This window comes from Amycolatopsis sp. NPDC051061 (genome assembly GCF_040682935.1).
In the GTDB taxonomy this organism is placed as follows: Bacteria; Actinomycetota; Actinomycetes; order Mycobacteriales; family Pseudonocardiaceae; genus Amycolatopsis.
Genome location: NZ_JBFBBZ010000025.1, coordinates 108,274 through 130,546, shown reverse-complemented (window position 1 = coordinate 130,546; position 22,273 = coordinate 108,274). Strand labels below are relative to the sequence as shown.

Annotated in this window: 23 protein-coding genes; 10 read left to right on the top strand and 13 right to left on the bottom strand. The window is 68.8% G+C overall.

Annotated features, from left to right (window positions below; genetic code table 11):
- Positions 1-162: 162 nt before the first annotated feature.
- Positions 163-1,083: a TauD/TfdA family dioxygenase gene (locus AB0N03_RS30540; RefSeq protein ID WP_364378509.1), complete on the top strand. Its 921-nt coding sequence runs from the start codon at positions 163-165 to the stop codon at positions 1,081-1,083.
- Positions 1,084-1,099: 16 nt separating this feature from the next.
- The gene (locus AB0N03_RS30535; RefSeq protein WP_364378506.1) at positions 1,100-1,546 is read left to right on the top strand and encodes a limonene-1,2-epoxide hydrolase family protein; all 447 of its coding nucleotides are present in this window, start codon (positions 1,100-1,102) and stop codon (positions 1,544-1,546) included.
- 292 nt (positions 1,547-1,838) lie between these two features.
- On the opposite strand, the gene AB0N03_RS30530 is transcribed toward AB0N03_RS30535, so the two are convergent.
- Positions 1,839-2,804, bottom strand: coding sequence for a CapA family protein (locus AB0N03_RS30530; protein ID WP_364378503.1), 966 nt, complete (start codon positions 2,802-2,804; stop codon positions 1,839-1,841).
- A gap of 126 nt (positions 2,805-2,930) precedes the next feature.
- On the opposite strand from AB0N03_RS30530, the gene AB0N03_RS30525 reads away from it, so the two are divergent.
- The 6 genes from AB0N03_RS30525 (at position 2,931) to AB0N03_RS30500 (ending at position 8,579) form a co-directional block, all read left to right on the top strand.
- The gene (locus tag AB0N03_RS30525; protein ID WP_364378500.1) at positions 2,931-5,408 is read left to right on the top strand and encodes an endonuclease/exonuclease/phosphatase family protein; all 2,478 of its coding nucleotides are present in this window, start codon (positions 2,931-2,933) and stop codon (positions 5,406-5,408) included.
- 136 nt (positions 5,409-5,544) lie between these two features.
- Complete coding sequence (locus AB0N03_RS30520) at positions 5,545-6,096, top strand: hypothetical protein (RefSeq protein WP_364378497.1); 552 nt, start codon at positions 5,545-5,547, stop codon at positions 6,094-6,096.
- Positions 6,093-7,295, top strand: coding sequence for a putative T7SS-secreted protein (locus AB0N03_RS30515; protein ID WP_364378495.1), 1,203 nt, complete (start codon positions 6,093-6,095; stop codon positions 7,293-7,295). The genes AB0N03_RS30520 and AB0N03_RS30515 overlap by 4 nt, the downstream gene beginning before the upstream one ends.
- Entirely contained in the window at positions 7,295-7,870 is a 576-nt protein-coding gene (locus tag AB0N03_RS30510; RefSeq protein WP_364378492.1) for a hypothetical protein, read from the top strand. The genes AB0N03_RS30515 and AB0N03_RS30510 overlap by 1 nt, the downstream gene beginning before the upstream one ends.
- A complete protein-coding gene (locus AB0N03_RS30505; RefSeq protein WP_364378490.1) occupies positions 7,867-8,199 on the top strand; it encodes a hypothetical protein in 333 nt (110 codons plus the stop codon). The genes AB0N03_RS30510 and AB0N03_RS30505 overlap by 4 nt, the downstream gene beginning before the upstream one ends.
- Positions 8,196-8,579, top strand: coding sequence for a YbaB/EbfC family nucleoid-associated protein (locus AB0N03_RS30500; protein ID WP_364378487.1), 384 nt, complete (start codon positions 8,196-8,198; stop codon positions 8,577-8,579). The genes AB0N03_RS30505 and AB0N03_RS30500 overlap by 4 nt, the downstream gene beginning before the upstream one ends.
- Here AB0N03_RS30500 and AB0N03_RS30495 read toward each other — a convergent pair.
- The 5 genes from AB0N03_RS30495 to AB0N03_RS30475 all read right to left on the bottom strand — a co-directional run bounded on the left by AB0N03_RS30495 (position 8,576) and on the right by AB0N03_RS30475 (position 14,926).
- Complete coding sequence (locus AB0N03_RS30495) at positions 8,576-8,980, bottom strand: hypothetical protein (protein WP_364378484.1); 405 nt, start codon at positions 8,978-8,980, stop codon at positions 8,576-8,578. The two genes, AB0N03_RS30500 and AB0N03_RS30495, sit on opposite strands and share 4 nt — an antisense overlap.
- Positions 8,977-11,706 (bottom strand): FtsK/SpoIIIE domain-containing protein, encoded by a 2,730-nt coding sequence (locus tag AB0N03_RS30490; RefSeq protein WP_364378481.1) that lies wholly within the window; start codon positions 11,704-11,706, stop codon positions 8,977-8,979. The genes AB0N03_RS30495 and AB0N03_RS30490 overlap by 4 nt, the downstream gene beginning before the upstream one ends.
- A gap of 33 nt (positions 11,707-11,739) precedes the next feature.
- Positions 11,740-11,985: a hypothetical protein gene (locus AB0N03_RS30485; protein ID WP_364378478.1), complete on the bottom strand. Its 246-nt coding sequence runs from the start codon at positions 11,983-11,985 to the stop codon at positions 11,740-11,742.
- A gap of 4 nt (positions 11,986-11,989) precedes the next feature.
- On the bottom strand, positions 11,990-12,250 hold the full coding sequence (locus AB0N03_RS30480; RefSeq protein WP_003056176.1) for a hypothetical protein: 261 nt from the start codon (positions 12,248-12,250) through the stop codon (positions 11,990-11,992).
- A 1,830-nt stretch (positions 12,251-14,080) separates the two neighbouring features.
- Positions 14,081-14,926, bottom strand: coding sequence for a helix-turn-helix transcriptional regulator (locus tag AB0N03_RS30475; protein WP_364378475.1), 846 nt, complete (start codon positions 14,924-14,926; stop codon positions 14,081-14,083).
- Positions 14,927-15,091: 165 nt separating this feature from the next.
- Here AB0N03_RS30475 and AB0N03_RS30470 point away from each other — a divergent pair, with 165 nt between their 5' ends.
- A complete protein-coding gene (locus tag AB0N03_RS30470; RefSeq protein WP_364378472.1) occupies positions 15,092-16,099 on the top strand; it encodes an NAD(P)-dependent alcohol dehydrogenase in 1,008 nt (335 codons plus the stop codon).
- A gap of 154 nt (positions 16,100-16,253) precedes the next feature.
- Here the strand turns inward: AB0N03_RS30470 and AB0N03_RS30465 are convergent, their stop codons facing one another.
- The 6 genes from AB0N03_RS30465 to AB0N03_RS30440 all read right to left on the bottom strand — a co-directional run bounded on the left by AB0N03_RS30465 (position 16,254) and on the right by AB0N03_RS30440 (position 20,504).
- Positions 16,254-16,379, bottom strand: coding sequence for a hypothetical protein (locus AB0N03_RS30465; RefSeq protein ID WP_364378469.1), 126 nt, complete (start codon positions 16,377-16,379; stop codon positions 16,254-16,256).
- A gap of 298 nt (positions 16,380-16,677) precedes the next feature.
- Positions 16,678-17,331, bottom strand: a complete 654-nt coding sequence (locus AB0N03_RS30460) for a response regulator transcription factor (RefSeq protein WP_364378466.1) — start codon at positions 17,329-17,331, stop codon at positions 16,678-16,680.
- Positions 17,319-18,440, bottom strand: coding sequence for a histidine kinase (locus AB0N03_RS30455; RefSeq protein ID WP_364378463.1), 1,122 nt, complete (start codon positions 18,438-18,440; stop codon positions 17,319-17,321). The genes AB0N03_RS30460 and AB0N03_RS30455 overlap by 13 nt, the downstream gene beginning before the upstream one ends.
- Positions 18,441-18,468: 28 nt before the next feature.
- Complete coding sequence (locus tag AB0N03_RS30450; RefSeq protein ID WP_364378460.1) at positions 18,469-19,671, bottom strand: serine hydrolase domain-containing protein; 1,203 nt, start codon at positions 19,669-19,671, stop codon at positions 18,469-18,471.
- A 175-nt stretch (positions 19,672-19,846) separates the two neighbouring features.
- Complete coding sequence (locus AB0N03_RS30445) at positions 19,847-20,137, bottom strand: WXG100 family type VII secretion target (RefSeq protein WP_364378457.1); 291 nt, start codon at positions 20,135-20,137, stop codon at positions 19,847-19,849.
- A 43-nt stretch (positions 20,138-20,180) separates the two neighbouring features.
- Positions 20,181-20,504 (bottom strand): WXG100 family type VII secretion target, encoded by a 324-nt coding sequence (locus AB0N03_RS30440; RefSeq protein ID WP_364378454.1) that lies wholly within the window; start codon positions 20,502-20,504, stop codon positions 20,181-20,183.
- A gap of 359 nt (positions 20,505-20,863) precedes the next feature.
- On the opposite strand from AB0N03_RS30440, the gene AB0N03_RS30435 reads away from it, so the two are divergent.
- Positions 20,864-21,007 (top strand): hypothetical protein, encoded by a 144-nt coding sequence (locus AB0N03_RS30435; protein ID WP_364378451.1) that lies wholly within the window; start codon positions 20,864-20,866, stop codon positions 21,005-21,007.
- 690 nt (positions 21,008-21,697) lie between these two features.
- On the opposite strand, the gene AB0N03_RS30430 is transcribed toward AB0N03_RS30435, so the two are convergent.
- Complete coding sequence (locus AB0N03_RS30430) at positions 21,698-22,180, bottom strand: hypothetical protein (RefSeq protein WP_364378448.1); 483 nt, start codon at positions 22,178-22,180, stop codon at positions 21,698-21,700.
- Between the last annotated feature and the right edge of the window lie 93 nt (positions 22,181-22,273).

The window sequence follows — 22,273 nt, the reverse complement described above, 5'->3', positions numbered from 1 at the left end:
CCACCTCGGAAAGCACGCCGATCCGGTGGCACGACCGCGCCTCCAAGCGGTCGGTTGGGGAAGGCACCGTGGAGCTCCTGCTGCGCCGCGGCCGCCTGGGCTCGCCCCCTGCCTGACGCGAGCCCGGCGTCCGAATCCCCCGAAAACCCCTGGAGCACAACCATGTCCGTAGTCCTGCCTGCCCGGATCCAGCTGCGGGAGGCCGTCACACCCCCCGACGGTCTCCTCGAAGGCCCGCGCGTCCTGCACCGGAGCGAGGGCGAACCGTACGAACTCTTCCGGATCCGTCCGCTCGGCCGGGTGATCGGCGCCGAGATCGACGGTGTCGACCTCCGGGAACCGCTCACCGCCGAGTTGCGAGAGGAGCTCAACCGCGCCCTGCTCGAGTGGAAGGTGCTCTTCTTCCGCGACCAGGACATCACGTCGGCGCAGCAGCGCGCGTTCGCCGCGAACTGGGGTGAGCTGGAGACCAACCCGTTCATCCCGAAGGGCGACGACGACGCCGTCACGCGCTTCGAGCGCACCGCCGCCATGCCCGGCTACGAGAACATCTGGCACGTCGACGTCACCTGGCGGCCCAACCCGGCCCTCGGCTCGGTGCTGCGGCTGATCGAGGTGCCGCCCGTCGGCGGCGACACGATGTGGGCCGACATGGCCGCCGCCTACGACAACCTGCCCGAAGACGTCCGCGCCCGCATCGACGGGCTCACCGCGGTGCACGACTACCTCCCCGGTTTCGACCGGTTCTCCGATCCCGCGCTCCTCGCGCGGTGGCAGGACCGGTTCCCGCCGGTCGAGCACCCCGTGGTCCGGACGCACCCGGAGACCGGGCGGCGCACCCTGTTCGTCAACCAGGCGTTCACCACGCACATCGTCGGCGTGGACCGCGACGAGAGCGACCGGCTGCTGCGGTACCTGTTCCTGCAGGCCCACACGCCCGAGTTCCAGGTCCGGTTCAGCTGGCGGCCGAACTCGGTGGCCTTCTGGGACAACCGCGCGACGCAGCACTACGCGGTCAACGACTACCACCCGCACGTCCGGATCGCGGAGCGCGTCGCCATCGCGGGCGACCGGCCGTACTGACCCTTAGCCTGGGGACATGACCGATGAACCCCAGGTAGTGGTGACCGGTTTCCTGAAGGCCCTGGAAGACCTCGACATCGACCGCGCGCTGACGTTCGCGGCGAGCGACATCGTGTACCAGAACGTGCCGTTGCCGCCCGCCCGCGGCCTCGCGGCGGTCGAAAAACAGCTGCGCATGCTGGCCCGGTTCGGCTCCGGGTTCGAAGCACGCACGCACCACATCGCCGCGGACGGCAACGTCGTGCTCACCGAACGCACCGACGTGCTGCGCCGCGGCGCGTGGGAAGCGGAGTTCTGGGTGTGCGGCACGTTCGAGGTCGAAGCCGGCCGGATCGTGCTGTGGCGAGACTACTTCGACTGGACGACGGTGCTGGCCGCGAGCGCGAAGGGCGCCGGGCGGGTCGCGCTCGCCGGCGCGCGCACGCTTCTCGGCCGCTACAAGGCGAAGCAGGCTGTGCGCTAGACCCGGTGTTCGCCGCGGTCGTGGTCCCGAAGGTCCACGACCGCGGCTATCCCCAGCACCAGCACGAACACGCAACTGAGAACAATCAGCCCCCACATGATGGTTCTCCCTCCCCCATGTGTTCGTGCTGGTCGAGAGCTGTCGAGGAGTGGTCTGTGCCACTTTCCGGCGGCTCACGCAGACCGTACCGCCGCTTCACACGGGTTGTTCCGGGTCTTAGGGAGCATTTAAGGCAGATGCGCCGGATGGGTGACACGGGCACCGGATCCTGTCACAGTCCGCGCGCGATCGGTTACGCACCAACGCCCAGCCCGGCCACCGAAGCGATTCCGTCCCGGACGGACACCTTCGTCGAGCGCAGCGCCGAAAGCTCCACGAGGTAGCGCAGTACCTTGCCCGCTTCCTCCCCGGCGAGCGGTTCGCACTCGTTGTCGGCGTTGCGCCGCACGGGGATGAGCTCGAGCCGGGGTTCGGCGCCGAACATGCAGCCGGCCAGCAGCCCGTCGACGTGCCGGCCGCGCATCGCGGGCCAATCGAAGACGAGGTTGCCGAGGCTGTAGAGGATCGGGCGGCCGCGGTACACCTCGACGGCCTGGATGGTGTGCGGCCCGTGCCCGGCCACCAGGTCGGCGCCAGCGTCGATCGCGGCGCGTCCGTAGGCGACCTGGTACTCCGCGAGCTCGGGCCCCGGCAGGCCCCAGTGCATCGAGACGACGACGTGGTCGTTGCCGGCTTTGGCCTGCTTGACGTCGGCGACGAGCCGTTCGAGGTGCTCGGGCACCGGCGTCGTGCGGACAGCCGGCGGCCGGCCCGGGATCTCCGCGACGCGCGGATCGGGCTGGTAAGCCGTGGTCGCAAACGCTTGCGCGACGCTGGGGGCGTCCGGCTGTGCGATGTAGCCGTAGGGGCGAAGTGAGGTGTACGCGACGAATGCGACCTTTTCGCCGGACCGCTCGAGCACCGCCGGTGCGTGCGCGGCGTCGAGGTTCGCGCCGGCGCCGCAGTGCGCGATCTTCACGTGGTCGAGGACCGCGAGGCCCGCCATCGCAGCCGGTGGGTGGGTGACGTCGGTGGCGCACGAGACGACGTCGATGCCGCCCGACGTCAGCGCTTCGGCCGTCGGCGCGTCGAGGAGCCCTTCGAGGTTCACGAACCGGAGGTCGGCCCCCTTGAGCAGCGGATCCAGCCGCTCGAACGCCTTCGACGGCGTCTGGCGGCCTTGAACGTTGACGTCTCCGCCGAGGACCAGCGTGATCACGAAACCTGCTCTGCCGAAAGAGTGACGACGAAAGTAGTTGTTACGAATCGTTGCACCTTTGTCTTCCTCCTCCTCATCTGTTCGGGGGACTATGCCACGACTGTTCAAGCACAAAGGGGACTCAGGGTGATCAAGACCCACAGAGCCAAGACCACGCTGACGGTGGCCGTCGCGTCCGGCTTGGTGCTCGGCGGAGTGGCCGCACCGGCCGCGTTCGCGGCACCCAGCGCCGACGCGGTCATCGCCGAGGTCTACGGCGGTGGCGGCAACTCCGGCGCCACGTTGACCACCGACTTCGTCGAGCTCGCCAACCACGGTACTGCCGCCACGAGCGTCGACGGCTTCAGCGTCCAGTACCTGCCCGGCTCGCCGAGCGCGGGCAGCACTTGGCAGGTGACGCAGCTGGCCGGCAGCGTCGCGCCGGGCGGGCGCTACCTCGTCGCCGAGGGCAAGGGTTCCGGGGGAACCGTCGCCCTGCCGACACCGGACGCCACCGGCACGATCGCGATGTCCGCGACCGCGGGCACGATCGCCCTCGTCTCCGGCACGACCGCGCTGACCTGCAAGACCGCCGCGGACTGCGCGGCCGACCCGCGGATCAAGGACCTCGTCGGGTTCGGCGCGGCGACTGTGCGCGAAGGCGCTCCGACGGCCGCGCCGGCCAACGCGACGTCCGTCGCGCGCGGCACGACGCTGACCGACACCGACGACAACGCGACCGATTTCACCGTCGGCGACCCGTCCCCGACGAACACCAAGGGCGAGACGACCGGCGGCGGTGACCCCGGCGAACCGGGCACCCCGGCGAAGATCCACGAAATCCAGGGCATCACGCGCATTTCGCCGTTCAAGGACAAGAAGGTCGGCGACGTCACCGGCGTGGTCACCGCGACGCGGGCGTTCGGCTCGGTGCGCGGGTTCTGGCTCACCGACCCGAATCCGGACAACGACCCGCGCACCAGCGAGGGCCTGTTCGTGTTCACCGGCTCGACCAGCCCGGCCGTCGCGGTCGGCGACGCGGTGACCGCGACCGGCACCGTCCGCGAGTTCTACCCGGACGCGCCGGCGACGTCGAACTACCAGTCGCTCACCGAGCTGGGCAGTGCCCAGTGGACGGTCGGCTCGCACGGGAACGCGCTGCCGGCGCCGACCGTGCTCGACCCCGACACCGTGCCGGTCGCCTATGCGCCGTCGCCGGGCGGGAACATCGAGGCGCTCCCGCTGGAGCCCGCGAAGTACGCGCTGGACTTCTGGGAGTCGCACGAAAGCGAGATCGTTTCGGTCAGCGACGCCCGCGTCGTCGGCCCGTCGAACACCTTCAACGAGCTGTACGTGACGACCAAGCCGGACCAGCACAAGTCCGTGCGCGGCGGCAGCGTCTACCTCGGGTACGACCAGCTGAACAGCGGCGTCATGAAGGTGTCGTCGCTGATCCCGTTCGAGCAGCGGCCGTTCCCGAAGCTCAACGTCGGTGACGTGCTGACCGGCACGACGTCCGGCCCGGTCGAGTACAACAACTTCGGCGGCTACACGCTGTTCGCCAGCGTGCTCGGCGCCGAGAAGGACAACGGACTGCAGGCCGAGACCACGCGCAAGCAGCGCTCCGGCGAGCTGGCCGTCGCGACGTACAACGTCGAGAACCTGGCGCCGGGCGACCCGCAGGCGAAGTACGACCGGCTCGGCGAAGCGATCGTGACGCACCTGGCGACGCCGGACATCGTGAACCTGGAGGAGATCCAGGACAACACGGGCGCGACCGACGACGGCACCGTCGCGGCGGACCAGACGCTGCAGAAGTTCACCGACGCCATCGTCGCCAAGGGTGGCCCGCGCTACCAGTGGCGCGAGATCGACCCGGTGAACGACGAGGACGGCGGGCAGCCGGGCGGCAACATCCGCGTGGCGTTCCTGTTCAACCCGGCTCGCGTGTCCTTTGTGGACCGACCGGGCGGGTCTTCGACGTCGGCCGTCGCCGTGACGAAGGACCACGGGAAGACGCACCTGACGGCGTCACCCGGTCGCGTCGACCCGACGAACGAGGCTTGGGAAGACAGCCGCAAGCCGCTGGCCGGCGAGTTCGTCTTCAAGGGCCGCACGGTGTTCGTCATCGCGAACCACTTCAACTCCAAGGGCGGCGACCAGCCGACGCACGGCCGGTTCCAGCCGCCGGTGCGCAGTTCCGAGGTGCAGCGGGCGAAGCAGGCCACGGTGTTGCGCGGGTTCGTCGATTCGTTGCTGTCGGCCGATCGCAACGCGAACATCGTCGTGGCGGGTGACCTGAACGACTACCCGTTCTCGCCCGCGGTCCGGACGCTCACCGCCGGTGGCGCGCTGACGGACCTGATCGCGTCGGTGCCCGAGGCGGAGCGGTACAGCTACGTGTTCGAGGGGCAGTCGCAGGTGCTGGACCACATCCTGGCGTCGAAGGCGCTGCGCGGGGTGGACTACGACGTGGTCCACATCAACGCGGAGTTCGCCGACCAGGCCAGCGACCACGACCCGCAGGTGATCCGGTTCCGGCCGAGCACCGGCAACGCGATCCAGGACGCGCTCAACGACCTGCTCGACTACCTCGAGCAGGTGCTGGGCAAGTACTTCCCGTAAGCCGTTTCCGTCGAGGCCACCACCGGGCGATCGCGTCCGGTGGTGGCCTTTTCTTCGTCCACTCCTTTGGGTGATCGGGAAACCGCGGAGCGTTGACAGCCGTCTTACGGTGGACAGGACCTCAGGGGAGGGTGACGTGGACGGGTACGCGGTGAAGGTCGACGAGCTGGGCAAGCTCATCGACGACCTCGACACGGCGGCGGGCCGGATGGCCGACGCCAACAAGAAGCTCGGCGGCGGCGGGGCTTTCGGGTCCTTGGGCACGGCTGACCTGGGCAAAGCGGGCGTCGAGTTCGAGGAGGCCTGGAGCTACGGCATCGGGCGGCTCGGTGAGGCGGCTTCGGGGATCACGGAGCGGCTGAAGCAGGCGAAGCAGAAGTACGAGCAGATCGAAGCGGAGTTCGGCGGCGAGCTGACGAAGTTCGGCTCGATGGTGATGGGCGACGAACCGGGCGACGGGCCCGGCACCGGGACGCGGGGCGACCATCCCCGGGTCGGCGGATCGGGTGGCGGCCCGGCGGGCCCGTTCGGCAGCGTGCTGGGCGACGACGGCATGGTCGGCGGTGGTGTCACGGGCGGGGTGCCGGGCATCAACGAGCAGGCCGAGCGCACGGACCCTGGCGGCGGCATGGTGGGCGGCGGCGCGACGGGCGGCATCACCGACATCCTGGACGGACTCGACCGATGAGCAGGCAGGAGTTCCCGGCCCTGGGCTTCGACCCGGCTCCGGGCGACCTCGACGGCGTCACGGACCTGGCGGGCAAGTACCGCGCGGTGAGCAAGGACCTGACCGAGGCCGACGACGCTCTGCGGCAGATCGTCCGCAAGCAGGGCATCTGGCAGGGCGAAGCGAGTGAGGCGTTCACCCGTCGCATCGGCCCGCTGCCGCAGTACCTCGAAGGCGCGGCTCGTTCGATGGGCGAGGCCGCGGACGCGCTCGAGAAGTGGTCGCAGGACCTCGGCGACCTGCAGAAACGCGCGGCGGACCTGGAAGCCCGGGCCGAGGCGGCGGCCCAGGCAGCCGAGGCCGCACGGGCGAACCCGGACCTCGCGCTGGCCAACCGGACGTTCCCCGACCAGCAGTCGCTGCAGATCGCCCAGAAGCTTCTGGACAACGCAGGCCGACAGCTCCAATCGGCGATCGACGGCTGCCAGAACATCCAGGACGCGGCGAAGCAGCTTCAGCAGGAGCACACGGATGCAGCGAGCCGGGTCGCGGAGGCGCTGCGGAAAGCGAAGGAGCTGGCCCCGGACGAGCCGGACGTCCTCGACAAGCTGAGCGACGCGGTCGGCGGCGCCCTGGCCGATCTGGCGAACACCTTCGCCGACGGAGTGGACGACGCGTGGGACTTCGTCCAGGACCACGCGGAGCTGATTTCGAAGCTCTCGGACGTGATGGGCGACGTCGGCAACGGCCTCGGGGTCCTGAGCGATGTCCTGCCGCCTCCGGCCAAGCAGGTCGCGAGCGGGGTCGCCACCGCCTTGGGGCTCGGAGCACTCAACGGTCACGCTCTCGCCAAGGCAGCCGGAGCCGACGTGGCGCCCGAGACGCTGACCTTCGACCTGGCGGGCGCGGCCACGTCGGTGGCCGGCCTCGCTGAGGTACTCCCGGATACCGCGATCAAGGTGGCGACCTATGGCTTGCTCGTTGACCAGGCGGGCGGTGAGGTGGCGGGTCGCAAGGACTTCGAGAGTCCCGTGGACGACTTCAAGAACTACTGGGTGCCCAAGGACATGGGCCAGGCGGCGGTGGTCGCCGGCACGCTCGTCGCCGGGCCCGCACCGTGGGCGGCGGTGGCGCTGGGCAATGCGGCCGATGCGGGAATGCAGGCCGACAACGCGCCGGCGCGTCGGCGTGAGCGGGCGGAAGACGAGGTGTGGAACTGATGCCTCTGCAGATCGACCTGCCGCCCGGGTTCGCCGGGATGCCGGTGGGCACCGACGACAAGATGAACCGCGGTCACGCCTGGACCATCGCGGAGAACGTCGCGGCCGAGGCCGGGAAGTCCGTCGAAGAGTTCGGCAGCTACCTGATGGCCCTCGTGCCGACCATGCAGGCGAACGGCATCCGGGTGTTCGGCAAGTTCGCGGTCGGTACCCGGAAGGGGGACGTCGCGACCCTGACGCTAGGTGTGGTGCAGTGGCCGGAGTCGGCGCCCGGCAGCCGGGACGCCATCGTGGCGGCCATGGCCGCGCAGTACCGCGGCCGGCACAAGCGTGCGGTGGTGCAGCCGGTACGCCTCCCGATCGGCCCGGCCATCGTCGCGATCAGCGGCGGTGAGTTCCACCTGCCCGAAGGCGACGTTCGCGCTCAGATCAAGGCGGAGTACCAGATCCCGATGCCGGACGGCCGGTCAGTGGTGATCCTTTCCGTGGTCGCGGAATCCGAGGACGCCTGGCCCTCGGTCGCCGAAGCGACGGCAAGGGTGGCTTGGAGCCTTCGCAGCGGGGAGGGTGCGTGAGCGCCGTGGCGTCGTCGCACGGTTTTGACCCCTCTTCGCCGTCGGACTGGCTGTTCTTCGCGCTGTTCGGAGTGGTGGTCGTCGGAGGTCTGACGTTGACCTTCGTCCGTACCCGCCGTTCGATGAGGCCGCGTGAACACCAGCTGGCGGTGCTGGCCGCGGAACTCGACGGCCGGCGGCAGGTGTACTTCCGGAAGATGGAGATCGGCTTGGTCCAGGAGGATCTTCTCCGCGTCGCCTACAGCCGCGGCTACTCGCTGATCGACCACCGGTTCGGGCAGTACTACGAGTTCGTCTACACACCGCACCAGCCGGGGAGACTGGCATGAGCGACAACGCGCAGCTGATCGAGGAAATGCGCTGGCAGCTCAAGCAGATCGAGGAGCGCAAGGCCGAGAACCAGCGCGTCCTCGCTGGCATCGCCGGGAGCGACCACACGACCGTCACCTCGTCGGATCGGTCCGTCACCGTGCTCGCCGGGCCCGATGGCGTCGTCAGCGAGGTGCGGCTCGCGCCCGAGGCCATGCGGTTCGACGCCGTCACGCTCAGCCGGACCATCACCGCCGCGATCCGGGAAGCCGTGGCCGCCGGGGGCCGGCTTGGTGAACGACCCCAGCAACCGAAACCGAAACCGCAACCACAGCCGAAGCGCAGGCAAGCGCCTGCCGTCGACGACGAGCCCTACGACGGCACCGTCTTCGACGTCTAGACCGGTGGGGGCGGCTGCTGCTTCGAAGCCGCCCGCTTGGCGCGCCAGCCCAGGGCCAGCACCGCCTGCACCAGCTCCTGGTAACTGGGCTTGACCTCTTCGAGGTACCGCTCCAGGTAAGCCGGGCGCGCCGTCGGGACCGGGCGGGGCTCGTCGCCCGGCGGCAGCCACAGCAGGTCCTGGATGTTGTGCAGCGCCATCTTCCACCAGCGCGTCGCGCGCTCGGCCGCCCGCGCCTCGCGCTCGGCCGCGACCTCAATCGCGGTCCGGGCTTCCTCGATCTCGCCGGTCAGCTCTTCGGCGCGGGCCAGTTCCCACCCACGCAGGTTTTCCGCCGAGCCCCGGGAGAGGGCGATGATTTCCTTGTACCGCATGGCCGCGGTGGCGCCGTCGTCGGTCATTGTGCGTTCTCCGGGCGCTGGAACGGGATGATCACTTCGGGGGCGCCGTGGGTCGTGCGGTCGAAGAACAACGCGCGGCCCGGGCGCGGTGACCAGTGCACCACCTGGCCCGCCGCGAACGGCGCCAGCTCGTTGCCCTGGACGTCGAGCGCCGCCCACGTGCCGATGTCGTCGGTGCCCGCGAACCCCAGCGTGTCCTTCAGCCGGGCGATGCTGCGCCACCAGCCGATCGTGTGGACGCCGTGGCCCGGGCCCTGCTTCAGCACCATCCGCAGATGGTCGAGGCCGCTCTTCAGCTGCCCGACGGCCTTGACCTCCAACGTCGGCAGCGCCGCGTCGACCCCGTACAGGAGCAGGACCTTCGCGCCGCCGGACAACGCACCGGTCATCGACTCCAGCACGCCGGTCAGGTCTTCCACCAGCGTGGCCGCGTGGCCGTCGGTGCGCAGCCGCTCGGTCAGCTCCAGCGCCGCCGGGGCGCAGGCCTCGATCGGGCAGCTCAGCAGGAACTCGATCTCGCCGGGCTCGTACTGCCGCGACAGCGAGCGCGCCGCCGAGTCCATGATGGACAGCGCTTCGGCGGTGGCCGACCCGAGCACCGCGACGTTGCGACCCGGCGCACGGGGCAGCTCCACTCCGCACGCGGCTTCGGTGACGTCGATCGACTGGCCCAGCAGCGCCCGCGGCCGCGAGTTCGGCTTCAGGTCCAGGTACGCCGGGAACTGTTCCAGGATCGGCGAATGCGCGCCGTCGAACAGGCGCGGGCGCGGGAACCGGCCCGCGTACTCCTCCCACAACCGGCGCTGCAGCCGGACGAACACGTCCTTGCTGCTCGCGTCCGGGATGTGGGCGAGCTGGTTGCCGTGCGCGACGCCGGAGTCGTGGTTGATCACCCCGTGCCACTTCGGGGCCGACACCGCCGCGTTGTTCGTCTCGGCCAGCACGCGCCGCGCCTTCGGCATCGCGATGCGCAGGGTGCACTGCTCGAACACCGCCGGCTTGCCCCAGAACGCCTCGATGCCGGCGACGTCCTGGCTGGCCAGCACCAGGTGGATGCCTTGGGACCGGCCGCGCCGCGCGATGTCCTCCAGCAGCTGCGTGGCCGTGGCCGTCACCTGGTCGCGGCCCGCGAACAGGTACTGGAACTCGTCGATCACCGCGACGATCCGCGGCCAGTGCCCGCCGGGGTCGGCTTCGCGGAGGTCGGCGAGGTTCGTGACCTCGTGCTCCTTCGCGGCCGCGGACCGGCGCCGCAGCTCGTCGGCCAGGAATCGCAGCAGTGCCAGGCCGAACTCGCGGTCGGTGTTCACGTTGACGCCGACGAGCCGCGCGTGCGGCAGCCAGCTCGCGTCCTTGCGCCCCGGCGCCAGCCCGGCGAACGAGACGCCTTCCTTGAAGTCCAGCAGGTACAGCGCCAGCTCGTCCGGTGTGTACCGCGCCGCGAGGCTGCCGAGCAGCGCGTACAAGAAGTTCGTCTTGCCCGAACCGGACGGTCCGCCGATCAGGGCGTGCGGGCTCGCGTCGCCGATGACGACCTCGACCGGCTCGCCCTCGAAGAACCCGACCGGCGCGCGCAGTTCCCGCGCCGAGCTTTCGTGCCCGATCTCGGCCGGCAGCAGGTCGTCGAACGACCGCGGGCCGCCCTGCTTGGCGACCAGCGCCGCGGCGATCCGGTCGGCGGCCCGGATGACCTGCCCGGACGGCATCGGCGGATCGAGGTCGACGACCAGGTCGGTGCCGGTCATGCTGCTGATCGCGTGCCGGTCGTCGATCAGGCTCAGCGTCTCGACCGACGCGCTCACGGCGGTCGGGACGTCGATCATGATCAGGCAGATCCCGGCGGCAAGCGCGCCGCTCGCGACGCGCTTGAGGTCGCGGGCGCGTTCGGGCTCCAGCGTCTCGCCGTTGCCGTAAAGCACGGCGATGCGGAACGGTTCGACCCGCTCCTCCCGGTGGATGCGCAGCTCGCGCAGCGACGTGTGCCCCGCCTGCATGCCGGTCGCGTGGATGCGGCGGATGTGCCCGGCCAGCTCGTCGAGGAGGTCCTCGAGCCGGCCCGGGTCGTACAGCGAAAGCGCGCTCGTGCGGCTCAGCGGGTAGAGGTCGGGCAGGATCGCGGTCAGCTGCCCGATGTCCCACAGGTGCACGCGCACCGCGCCGGGTTCGAACGTCGAGAGCACGCGGATCAGCAGGTTCTGGACAATGCCGTCGATGGTCGGGCGCGTCTTCGGCGCCGACGTGATCGCCAGGTGCGATTCGTCGAGGAGCGGGACGGCGACGTCGAAGATGCGCGTGGCGTCGCCGCCGGCCGCGGTCGCGGAGCCGACGCGCCACAGGCCGGGCGAGGTGATGCCGGCGTTGTGGCCGACGCGCCCGAGCCAGTCACCCGGTGGCAGCCCGGCCGGGCCGGGCGCGTTCTGCGAGACGAGCTCGCGCAGCGTCGAGGGTCCTTGGCCCCAGTCGGTGTAGAAAGCGCTTCGCACACTTCCGAGCGCGCCGAACACTTCGTGCGCGGCGGGGTGCCGGGCCCACTCGGACTGCTGTTCCGGAGTGGCGTGGTTCATGCCGACGCGGACGATGTCCCGCTCCAGCTCGAGTTTGGCGAGGTCGGCCTCCGCGGCTTGGCGCGCACCGGCCGCCGCACCCAGGACCAGTCCGATCTGGTGGCGGACCCGGTCGAGTGCGGTTTCGACGCGGTTGCGTTGCTCGGCTGACTTGTTGGCCATCGGCGTCCCCAAGAAAAGGTGTCCCTGAAAGGATTACAGGCGCGACCGGTATCCGCTCACCAGATCTTCGGCAGCGGCCAGGCGGACGAGGAGCTGGTCCAGCCCCTCGCCGGCCTGCGCGTACTGCGAAGGCAGCCAGGGATCGGCCTTGGCCTGGGCGTCCACGAGAGCTTGCCGGGCCTCCCCGAGCAGGCTTGTGGCCCGATCGGAGTGGGCCCGCGCGTCGGCGAGCCCGGCCACGGCGGCGGTGAGCAGCTGGTGGAGTTCGGCAAGCGACATGCGGCTAGAGACGTGCCGAGTAGGAGTCGGCGGAGGAAATGCTTGCTTGGACCGTGCTCTGCAAGCCGTTGATGCCTTGCAGAGCCTCCGCCAGCAACCCGTGTGCCTGGCTCACTTCGTGCTGGCTGCTGCCTTGCGTCGCTTGTGCGAGCGACTGCTGGGCTTCTTCGAGAGACTGCGCTGCCTGCTGGAGGGCGGCGATGCTCGCGGACGCCTTTTCATTGGCGAGCGCGATGCCAGCGCGGATCTCTTCGACTCCGGCCATCGGGCCTCTACTCCTCGAAATTTCGTCGGTCGTACGGGGGCGAATCCATTGAAACAGATCCAACGACTCAGCGTGATCATCTGACTGTGCCGAGTGATCACGGGCCCGGAATCAGCAAGGCCCCGGACGTGGGACGTCCGGGGCCGGGCCGATCACGGTGCGTGCCGGGGATGACCTGGCACGTATTTTGCACACTGAAGTCGCTGGCCAGCGCTACCCCAGGTCAGAGCGGTTTTCGCGCCACTGCTGGCCTTTCTGGAAGCGTCGGGCTCGGGTCGGGGTGAGACTAGCGCGACCGGAGCAACGGGCTGCGCTCAGCCCTGCTCGTAACTCCCTGTGGACGAGCAGATTTGTCCGGCAATCGCTCGAAAGACATTTCACATTTCGGGCAGCCGCCGGGTCGCACGGGCGACGCGATCGCATCCGCACGGGCACGTGCTCGTGCGAGCCGGATTCGGGGCGGGCCACGAGTTTCCGGCCCACAACGACGAAACGCCGGGCGCGCGGCCCGGCGTTTCGCCTGTTCAAGTGCGGTGGATACAGGATTCGAACCTGCGAGGGCGTGAACCCAACACGCTTTCCCAGTCTGCACACGGCTGTACGCAGGGGTGCGGCCAGTCGTGCGTCGCAGGTCAAAGCCCCGCGTGTCCCGGCCGGACGGGGACGGACTGGGGTGAATGAGACTGGAACTGAGATTAAAGACCAGAGGAGGAGGCCTACTCGGCCCGAGAGTGATATGGATCACAACAGGGTGGCTTGCGGGGCGCTGAACGCCGGCCATGGCTCCGCCGCCCTGTCGTGGCCGCCGAGGGCCTCTCTGGCGGCCATGCTGTCGGCAAAGGTGCGGAGTCCTCACCCTCTGTCGGTCGAACGACGGAGGAGGGCGGAGTAGTCGCAGGCGGCAGCGGCTCCGAAACCACGACGCGAAGCGTCCCGTCGGTGTGGGGAGGCTTCGGGCAAGCGCGGGCGGTGGACGCTGAACGGCTCTTGGTGGAACTTGGAAGTGGTCTTTGAACGGCTGCTGCGCTGCGTCTCTACTTTGGCCTGTTCTGGAGGGCGACGGGGCAGGCGGCAACCACTGCCGCGACCGCGCCCATCGAAGCGTGGCCGACTGGAGCCGAGCGCTCGCTGGCTGCCAAGAGACTAGGCCAGCGCTCGGATGATGGGTTCAAGGACGCAGTGCATCGCGGTCAGGTCGTTCCTCGTGGCCTTGCTGACCAGCAGAAGGTCGTTCCGCGGCTGGGCGGCCCAGTGCCCCTCAACGGGGAGCGTGGTCACGCGAAGGGTGAACGGCGAAGCTTTCGGCCGAGGGCACGTTCGACGGAGTCGACAACCTTATTGACGAATAAGCGTCAATGCGGGCCCGAGATTTTCGGAGACTTTCCAGCTTTCGCTTTCAGAATGACGCATGGTTCACCCCTTGATATGCATGCTCGAATAAATCCAATAGAAAGACCACGGTGGCGTATGACCCGGGTCCTGCGCTGCCGCCTGAGCTCCGACGAGGGCAGGCGGACAGCCGACGATTTCTTGCGCATCGCCCCGCCCGGCTCACGCATGTTCGTCGTCACGGTCGACTGAGGAGGTCCGGCGTGATCGCTCTCGAAACGACATCCATATTCCGTGGACCCGGTGTGGGCCGCCCCGTCGGCGCACGCGGAGTTCGTGCCGATGGAGGGGTGCAGCAGCGTCATCCTTCGGCCCCGGCGGGTACCTGTCGGGTCGGCTTGCAGTCCGCGTCCTCTGCGACGGACGCCGCGTCGAGGCCCGCGCGAGGACGACTCCGAATCGACGGCGTGATTCGGGGATGGAGCGAGTGGATCCGGATAGTCACCGGTTCGTCGGGTGTGCTTCCCAGCTGGCGATGAGGGGCAGCACGCGAGCGGTGGGTGAGTCCGGTTCCGCGGTGTACACGACCAGCCGCTGGTCGGGTTGGTCCGCAGCGCCGATGATCTCGATGTCGAACGTGAGCGGGCCGGCTTGGGGGTGGTCGATGCGCTTGGTGACCGACACGTAGTCGCGGACGGTGTGGTCGTCCCACCACCGTGCCACCTGCGGATCGGCGGTCCGCAACTCGTTGACGAGTGCGATCAGTCGCTGGTCGAAGGGGCGGCGGGCCGCCTCGCGGCGCATGGCAGCGATGGCCGGCGAGGCAAAGTCGGCCCAGTTGATGATGCGTTCGCGAGCCAGTGGGTCCTGGATGAGGAACGTGAAGAACGAGGTGCCGAGTTCGATCGGGCGCCCCAAGACCGCTTCGATCAAGGCATTGCGGGCCAATACCTCGCCCCGGTTGCCCAGCAGCAGCACGGGGAGGTGGTCGAGTGCAGACATCACCCGCAGCAGTCCGGGCTCGGGTCGTTGCGGCGGTTCGGCGACAAAGGTGTTCCGCGTGGCGATCGGGTGGGCGAGGTCGAACAGGTGTGCGCGCTCGACCGAGGTCAGTCGCAGCGCGCGGGCGAGGGCCTCGAGGACTGCACGGGAGACATTGCGTTGGCGGCCTTGTTCGAGGCGGCTGTAGTACTCGGCGCTGACGCCGGCGAGGACGGCGAGTTCGTCGCGGCGGAGTCCGGGCACCCGACGCGCGCCGGGGAACGGCGTGATACCGGCTTGGGTGGGTGTGATCCGATCGCGACGGGCGCGCAGGAAAGTGCCCAGCTGAGGCCGAACTCGTGGCATGCCTTCACGGTACGGGGAACGAGGCAAACCTGGGTGGTCCTGCGGTAACCAGGCTCAGCGGGGTGTGGCTGGTACCTGCTCCCGCCATCGACGCTGGGGGGTGAACCTGCCGCGGGTCATCGATCAGCGCTCGCGGCGTAGCCACTGAAAGGAGTGGTACTGAGGATGAAGCGTTGGATACTGCCGGCAGGCGCAACCACGGCCGACCAGCTCAGGTGCGAGGACGCGCCGGCGCCGGAGCCTGGTCCGCGTCAGGTGCGGATCAGGGTGAACGCCCTGTCGATCAACGCGCGTGACCGGATGATCCTGGCCGGGCCGTTCGGGCGGACCCCGGGACGTGACCTCGTCCCGCTGTCCGATGTCGCCGGTGTGATCGACGCGCTCGGCAACGCGGTCCAGGGCTGGTCGATCGGTGACCGCGTGATGACCGCCCATGTTCCCGGCTGGCCGGACGGACCGGCCCCGACGTTCGGCCCGGGTGCCGGCAGCTTCGACGACGACGGTGTCGCCGCGGAGCAGATCGTCGTCGACGCCACAGCCCTGGTGGCCACGCCCGCGAGCCTCAGCGATGCCGAGGCTTCGACACTGCAGGTAGCCGGTGTGACCGCGTGGAACTCGTTGTTCGGCTGGCACCCGATCCAGGCCGGCCAGCGGATCCTGGTCCTCGGAAGCGGTGGTGTGGCGGTCTTCGCCGCGCAGCTCGCTACAGCTGCCGGCGCCCACGTCACGGCCGCGGTCCGCGCCAACACCGACGATCCGCGGTGGGCCCGGATCGGGGTAGCGGATGTCATCACCACCGCGCCCGGCTGGGGCCGGCGATTCTTCGAGTCGGCCCAGGGGGCTGACAAGGTCGTCGACGCGGTCGGCCCGGGCATGGTGCCCGAGTCGCTCGCGGCGTTGCGCGGCAGCGGCGAGGTCACGATTCCGGGCTTGCTCGATCTGACGAATCCCGGGCTCGACTTCATGGAAATGATCGCCAGACAGGCCAGCATCCGCGGCGTCGCCGTCGGCAGTGCCGGGATGCATCGTGACCTTGCGGCGTTCGTCCAGGAGCGAGGCATCCATCCCGTGATCGAGCGGAGCGTCGCTTTCGCAGACCTGCCGGAGGCGTACCGCGGCCACGTCACCGCCGGGGTGTTCGGCAAGACCGTCATCGTCGTGGATCGACGCTGAGAGTGGAGGCGGTCGACGGCAACGACTGCAGTCGTCGCGTGGATATGTTCAGGTCCGGTGGCGCCGGCGGCCTGCGGAAGTAGGCGACGGTACTGCAACGGCAGTACCAAGGTCGGTCGCGGAAATCGCCAGACGGTCGCGATGAGCGAGATGTTCAGCCCGTCGGGAACATCGTGCTCGCGTAGGACGCCCCGGCGCAGTACGTCATGTTGAACCAGCGCGACGCCACCGCCGAGCCGGGCGGGCGAACAGATCGGCTCGTCGGGGTTTCGCCGATCAAGAACAGTGCACACCTGCTCTCGCAACGACCGCACTTCCGCGGTGATGGCGTGGGGATCGGCGGCCGCCTGTGCGACGGGAATGCACATGCAGTCGCGGCGATCAAGGCCGCGGCGAGCACTTGTCCTCTTGATGGGGAAGAACGACGATGCAAAGCGGAAACGCAATTTTGTTCCGCTCTTCATCATGTGCCCGAGGACGGCGGAAGTTGCATTGAAGTCGTGCGAAATTCGCCGATGCCCTCCGAAAGTCGGTGACCAATGGCGTTTCGGAAAGCAAGGGCGGAATGGTGCGTGGCGTCAGGTCTCGATGTCGTCGAGGTACTGCAGAACCGCGAGGACCCGGCGGTGGACGTTGTCGCCCGGCGGGAGGTCCCGCTTGGCGAAGATCCGGTTGATGTACTTGCTGACCGCGCGTTCGGTGATGTCGAGCTCGACGCCGATGGCGGAGTTCGACAGGCCGCGGGCCATCAGGCCCAGGACCTCGCGTTCCCGCGGTGTCAGCTGGGCTTGGGGAGCGGTCTTGGCGAGCCGGTCGAAGACCGCTCGCACCACCTGCGGATCCAGTACCGTCCCGCCCGCGGCGACCGCGCGGAGGTCGGTCATGAACTGCCGGACGTCGCTGACGCGGTCCTTGAGCAGGTAGCCGACGCCGCCGCGCGAGTCGGCCAGCAGTTCCCGCACGTAGGTGCGTTCGATGTACTGGGAGAGGATCAGGATCGGCGTTCCCGGCCACCGCCGGCGTGCCTCGATGGCCGCGCGCAGGCCCTCGTCGCGGTAGGTCGGTGGCAGCCTGATGTCGACGATGGCCACGTCGGGCCGCTCCTGCTCGAGCGCGTCGAGCAGCGCGTCCGGGTCGTCCACGGCGGACACCACGGTCCAGTCCATCTCCTCGAGCAGGCGGACCAGCCCTTCGCGCAGGAGCAGGAGGTCTTCGGCGATCACGACGCGCATGGCAGCTCCACTCGGAGAACGGTAGGTCCGCCGGGCGGACTGGTGATCGACAGGGCGCCGTCGAACGCGGCCGCTCGGCGCCGCAGGCCGGCGAGCCCGCTGCCGCGCAGCTCGTCGGCGCCGCCCTGACCGTCGTCGCGCACTTCGACGCACACCCGCTCCCCGTCGGTCTGTACGGTGACCTCGGCTTTCCCCGCGGTGCTGTGCTTGGCGACGTTGGTCAGCGCCTCGGCGACCACGAAGTACACAGTGGACTCGAGCGCCGCGGGGAGGCGGCCGGCGACCTCGACCGTGGCCGTCACCGACCCGATCACCGGCGCAGTCCGCTCCACCAGCGACTCGATCCCGCCGGTCAGGCCGCGGTCGGCCAGGATCGGCGGGTACACGCCGTGCACCAGGTCCCGTAGCTCCTGCAACGCCTCGCCGACCTCCGAGCGGGCTTCGGTGAGCAGCTGCCGGCGGCCGGCCGGCAGGTCGTCGAGCTTGACGTCGAGCAGGCCGAGCAGCATTCCGGCCGATACCAGCCGGGCCTGGGCGCCGTCGTGCAGGTCGCGTTCGATCCGGCGCAGTTCGGCGGTCTGCACCTCCAGCGCGTCGGCCCGGGAGGCGGTCAGCACCTCGACGCGGCGGGTCAGCCGCAGGAACCGGGGGCCGTCGAGCACCGCGCGTCCCACCGCGGCCTGCCAGCGGGGGAGGCCGTAGCCGCACGCGACGGCCAGCAGGACCAGCGGCAGCCCGCCCACCGCGCCGACGATCGAGCTGGCGGTGTCGGTGATGGGGACGAACACCACGGGCGCCTCTGCGAAGCGCCACCACAGGGGCGTGCTGACCACGACCGCCGCCGTCGCCCACATGGCGACGGTCAGCGCCAGCACTCCCGGCCCGAGCACCGCCTGGACGGCCAGCCAGCGCACCCGCCGGCGGGCGCCTTCGCCGCGGCCGCTGGGTGCACCGCTGTCCAGGCGGTCCTGGTGCGCGATGAGGGCGTCCGCGCTCGGCCGGGGATCCCGGCCGAGCACCAGCCAGGCCGGCCACCGCACCAGCTGGCCACCGGCTCGCAGCCCGGTCAGCGCGTTGCGGAAGATGAGGCCGAGGCCGTGGTGGTTCACCGGTTCGCCTTTCTTACCGGGTCGGCGGCTAGTTGGTGCCGTACGGCCGCGACGTGTCCAGCGTCTTGTGGACGGTGTCGGCGAGCCCGGTCAGCGTGTCCTGGTCCGCCGTGCTGTTTACGGCGAGCGTGATGATAAGGCCGGTCTCCGGCACGTAGGTGTGCAGCACCTGGAACCCGAATGTCTCGCCCCGGTAGGCCCAGACCGGGCGGCCGGTAGCGGAGTCGATGCGCTGCGCGACGCCGAGCCCGAAGCCGACCGGGTCCTGCGGGGTGACGGTCGGGATGGGCTTGCCGGTGGTCACGGAGACCAGCGACTGGAGTTCGCGCTGCTGCGCCGGCGGCAGCAGCCGTCCCCCGTAGAGCGCTTTGGCCCAGGTGGTCAGGTCCGGCAGCGAGCCGACCAGGCCGCCGGCGCCTTGGGCCCAGGACAATGCGAGTGCGGGCACGGGCTTGCCGAGCCACATCGGCAGCGCGGACACCCCGGAGTACCCGGGTGGCATCCTGCGGGTGGTGTTGCCCGGGCAGGCCGGCGGCAGGCAGGTGTCGTGCATCCGCAGCGGGCCGAGGATGCGGCGGTGCAGCTGGGAGTCGTAGCTGTCGTGCGTCACTCGTTCGATGATCAGCTGCGCGAGGATGTAGTTGGTGTTGGAGTAGTTGTAGCCGGCCGGTCCCAGCGGCAGGCCGGAAACGAAGGACACCAGCCGCTTCGGCGTGAACACGGTGGTCGGATCGCCGACGATCACCTCGCCGAACGCGTCCTGCTGGGCGTAGTCGGGGATGCGGCTGGTCATCGACAGCAGCTGGGTGATGGTGACGTCGCGCCACGCCGGATACTGGGGGAGCCACTTCCCGAGCTTGTCGCGGACGGACAGCCGCCCTTCGGCTTCCAGCTGGAGCAGGAGCACGGACGTGAAGGCCTTGGTGTTGCTGCCGATCTGCCACAGCGCGTCATCCGGGACCGGCTGTCCGGTGCTGACGCTCACCGCCGTCGCGGGCCGCCGGTCCGGATAGGTCACCCGCAGCGCCACAGTGGACATGTGGTCCTTCGCGCGGTGTTCGTCCAGGTAGCTCTGGAGGACGTCGTGCAGTGCTTCGCTCAGGCCCGCGGCGGGCTGCTGGGCCGCGGTGGCCGACTGCGCGATGGAGCTGTAGGCGATCGCCCCGGCGGCCAGCGCCACGAGCACGACGACCACCGGGAGCCGCCGCCAGCCGAACTTCGTCTTTGTCATCGTCATCCTCTGTGCGTTCCAACTTGACGGTGATCACGGTAGAAGCGGCCGCCGCACCGGGAAATCACCCCAGCACCCCGATCTCGTGACATGCCAGCATGTCACCGCGTCCTGCCCCGCGGACGAAAACGGGGCCCACGCCGAGCGACGGCGTGGACCCCGTTCTCCGGCCGGTTCAGTGGAACAAGGCGTTGACGGCGTTGTCCGTCGACTGGTAACCGTCCGCGATCTGGGGGAGGGCGCTGGCGATCTGCGCCAGGACCTGGTTCAGTTCGTCGTGCTTCTCGTTCCACTTGCGCTGGTATTCCACGTAATCGTCCTTCGCCTTACCGGTCCAGGTGTTCATCAGCGGGCTGAGGTCGCTGATCAGCTGGTCGAAAGCTTGCTTCAGTTCGGAGCCGGTGGACTTGCAGTCATCGGCCGCCGCCTGGATGGTCGCGTAATTGACCTTGATGTCGCTGGGCATACGTCACTCTTCCGTTGCAGATGTGGTGTCTTCGGGAGGCGAATCAGGGGTGGAGCACGTCGAACCCCTTGTTGACGGCCTTCATGATTTCCTGCTGCTGCTGCTCGCTCCGTTCGTACTTCGAGCCGGCCTGCTCAAGCAGTTCCGCGATGTTCTGCAGCTCCTTGTTCATGCTCGTCGCACTATCGTGGAAACGTCGCATGATGTTGTCAAAAGCCCTCGCGGCCTCACCGACCCAGCCCGCGCGAGTCGCCTCGATGCGGTCCGCCAGCGTCATGATGTTCTGGTCCATGCCGACTCGGACATCGGTGACCCGGCGTTCGGCGTCGGTGAACTGGGCCGGTGTGCCCTCGAAACCAGTGCTCATCCGGATGGCCCCTTCTCAAGTGAAATCAATTTCTGAAGATATACAGACCTGGCAGCGAAAATAGGCGCGCTCGACTACATCTCGGGCCAGGGCAAGCTCGACTATATACAGCCAAGCGTGGAGCTTGGGAAACGTGCTGTGCGATCTGTCCTAAGGTGCATCGATCCTGGCACTTGGTGCAACAACCACTGCTCGGATCGGGCGTCAACTTCCCTTTGGGAACTTGTGTGCATTTGGGTAACCGCCCGTCGCTCCCTATATTGAAAGGCATGTCCAGCCAGTCATGTCGAAGCTCTGGTGGACTGTGCGCTTTTCTCCCGCCGATCATCCGGCCGACCGGTGAGAAGGCGAAGGAGGCCTTGACCGCCGCGACCGAGGGTGTCGGCGGACTGGCGGACAACGTCAAGGCGGCAGTCAAGGCTTATAGAGACAACGACGAAAGCAGCGCGGAGCCGTTCAAGGAGCGGTTGACCGGCATGTCGATCGCGGACAAGCTGAGTTAATGATGTGCCCTGTCGAAAATCAGTCGAATTGATCGACGATCACACCACTGAATGTCTGAAAAAAATATCTTCGAATGTCGTGGGTCGATCGCGTCAAGAAAGCCATGGCGAGATGGGCGTCCCCGGTGGTTCGCGGGCAGTGGGAGCCGATTCTCGCCGATGATCAGTACGCGGCCGTGGTGCGCGCCTGGGAGTCCGGACAAGAGCATGAACAATCCCGCGTCACTGCGGAACGCTACTTTCCGAGTCCTGCGCGAATGGAATATAGTCCACGGTGGACGTCAGGCGCGGGGACGCGGGGTCGGAAAGGACACAGCGTCGATGGATGCGCCGCAGAACCCCCGTCGTCAGCAGCATCGCGCCAAGGCTCAGGGGAGCCGCGCGCGTGACGAACCGGCGCTCTACTTCACCATGGGTTCAGGCTCTCCCGGCCATCCGTCGCAAGATTTCCATTCCGTTGGCCAGGCCGGGCCCAGCGTGCTGCCGCACGAACGAGACACTCCCGAAGTCGCCCAAGGACGACAGCGCCCGCCTGGCCGGCCGGCTGCCGCCCTTTCCTGCGCTGCAACTGCTCACCGCCAAAGCCAGCACGAGTACGACCAGTACTGGGCGCATCCGGTGTGGACGCATGCGGGCCATCCTTCCACTGGGTTCGCCGGTGTGTCCCCGTCACCGGCGAACCGAAAGTGATCAGCGCGCGGTCTTCATCGCCGCGACATAGTCATTGGAAGGCTTGACGAAGCACCCCACGGCGCCGACTACCGCGCACAGTCCGCTCACGTAGCCGAGAGTCGTGCTCTGTCCGAACGTGATGGCGAGCAGCTGGAGCCCGGCGACCACGGTCAGCAGGATGCGAGCCCAGTTGCGACCCGCCCGCACCTTGGCGGCGAAAAGGATGTACAGCAGCGACATGATCACCGAGAAGACCAGCGCGCCCGCACTGGCAGCCGTGGTGACCTGGGTGACCTGGGTGTCGGCCCCGTCTGTGCCGTCTCCGACGATGACGGTCTGCGCGACCTGTCCCACGGAATTCCCGCTGAGGAGGGTCACGACTCCGTTGGCCAACCCGAGAAGCGTCGAGGCGATGAATGCCCAGAAAGCGATGGTGATGGTCGTCGGCCGCGCGATGTGTCCGGGCGCGTTCGACCCTGCCTCGATTGATTGATTGCTCATGAGGCGAATTCTGCACAGAAGCTCCGGCGGTGCAACCACGGCCCGGCACAAGTGACCCAAAGGGCAGGGTTTCCGCTCCTTTGCGATTTGTCA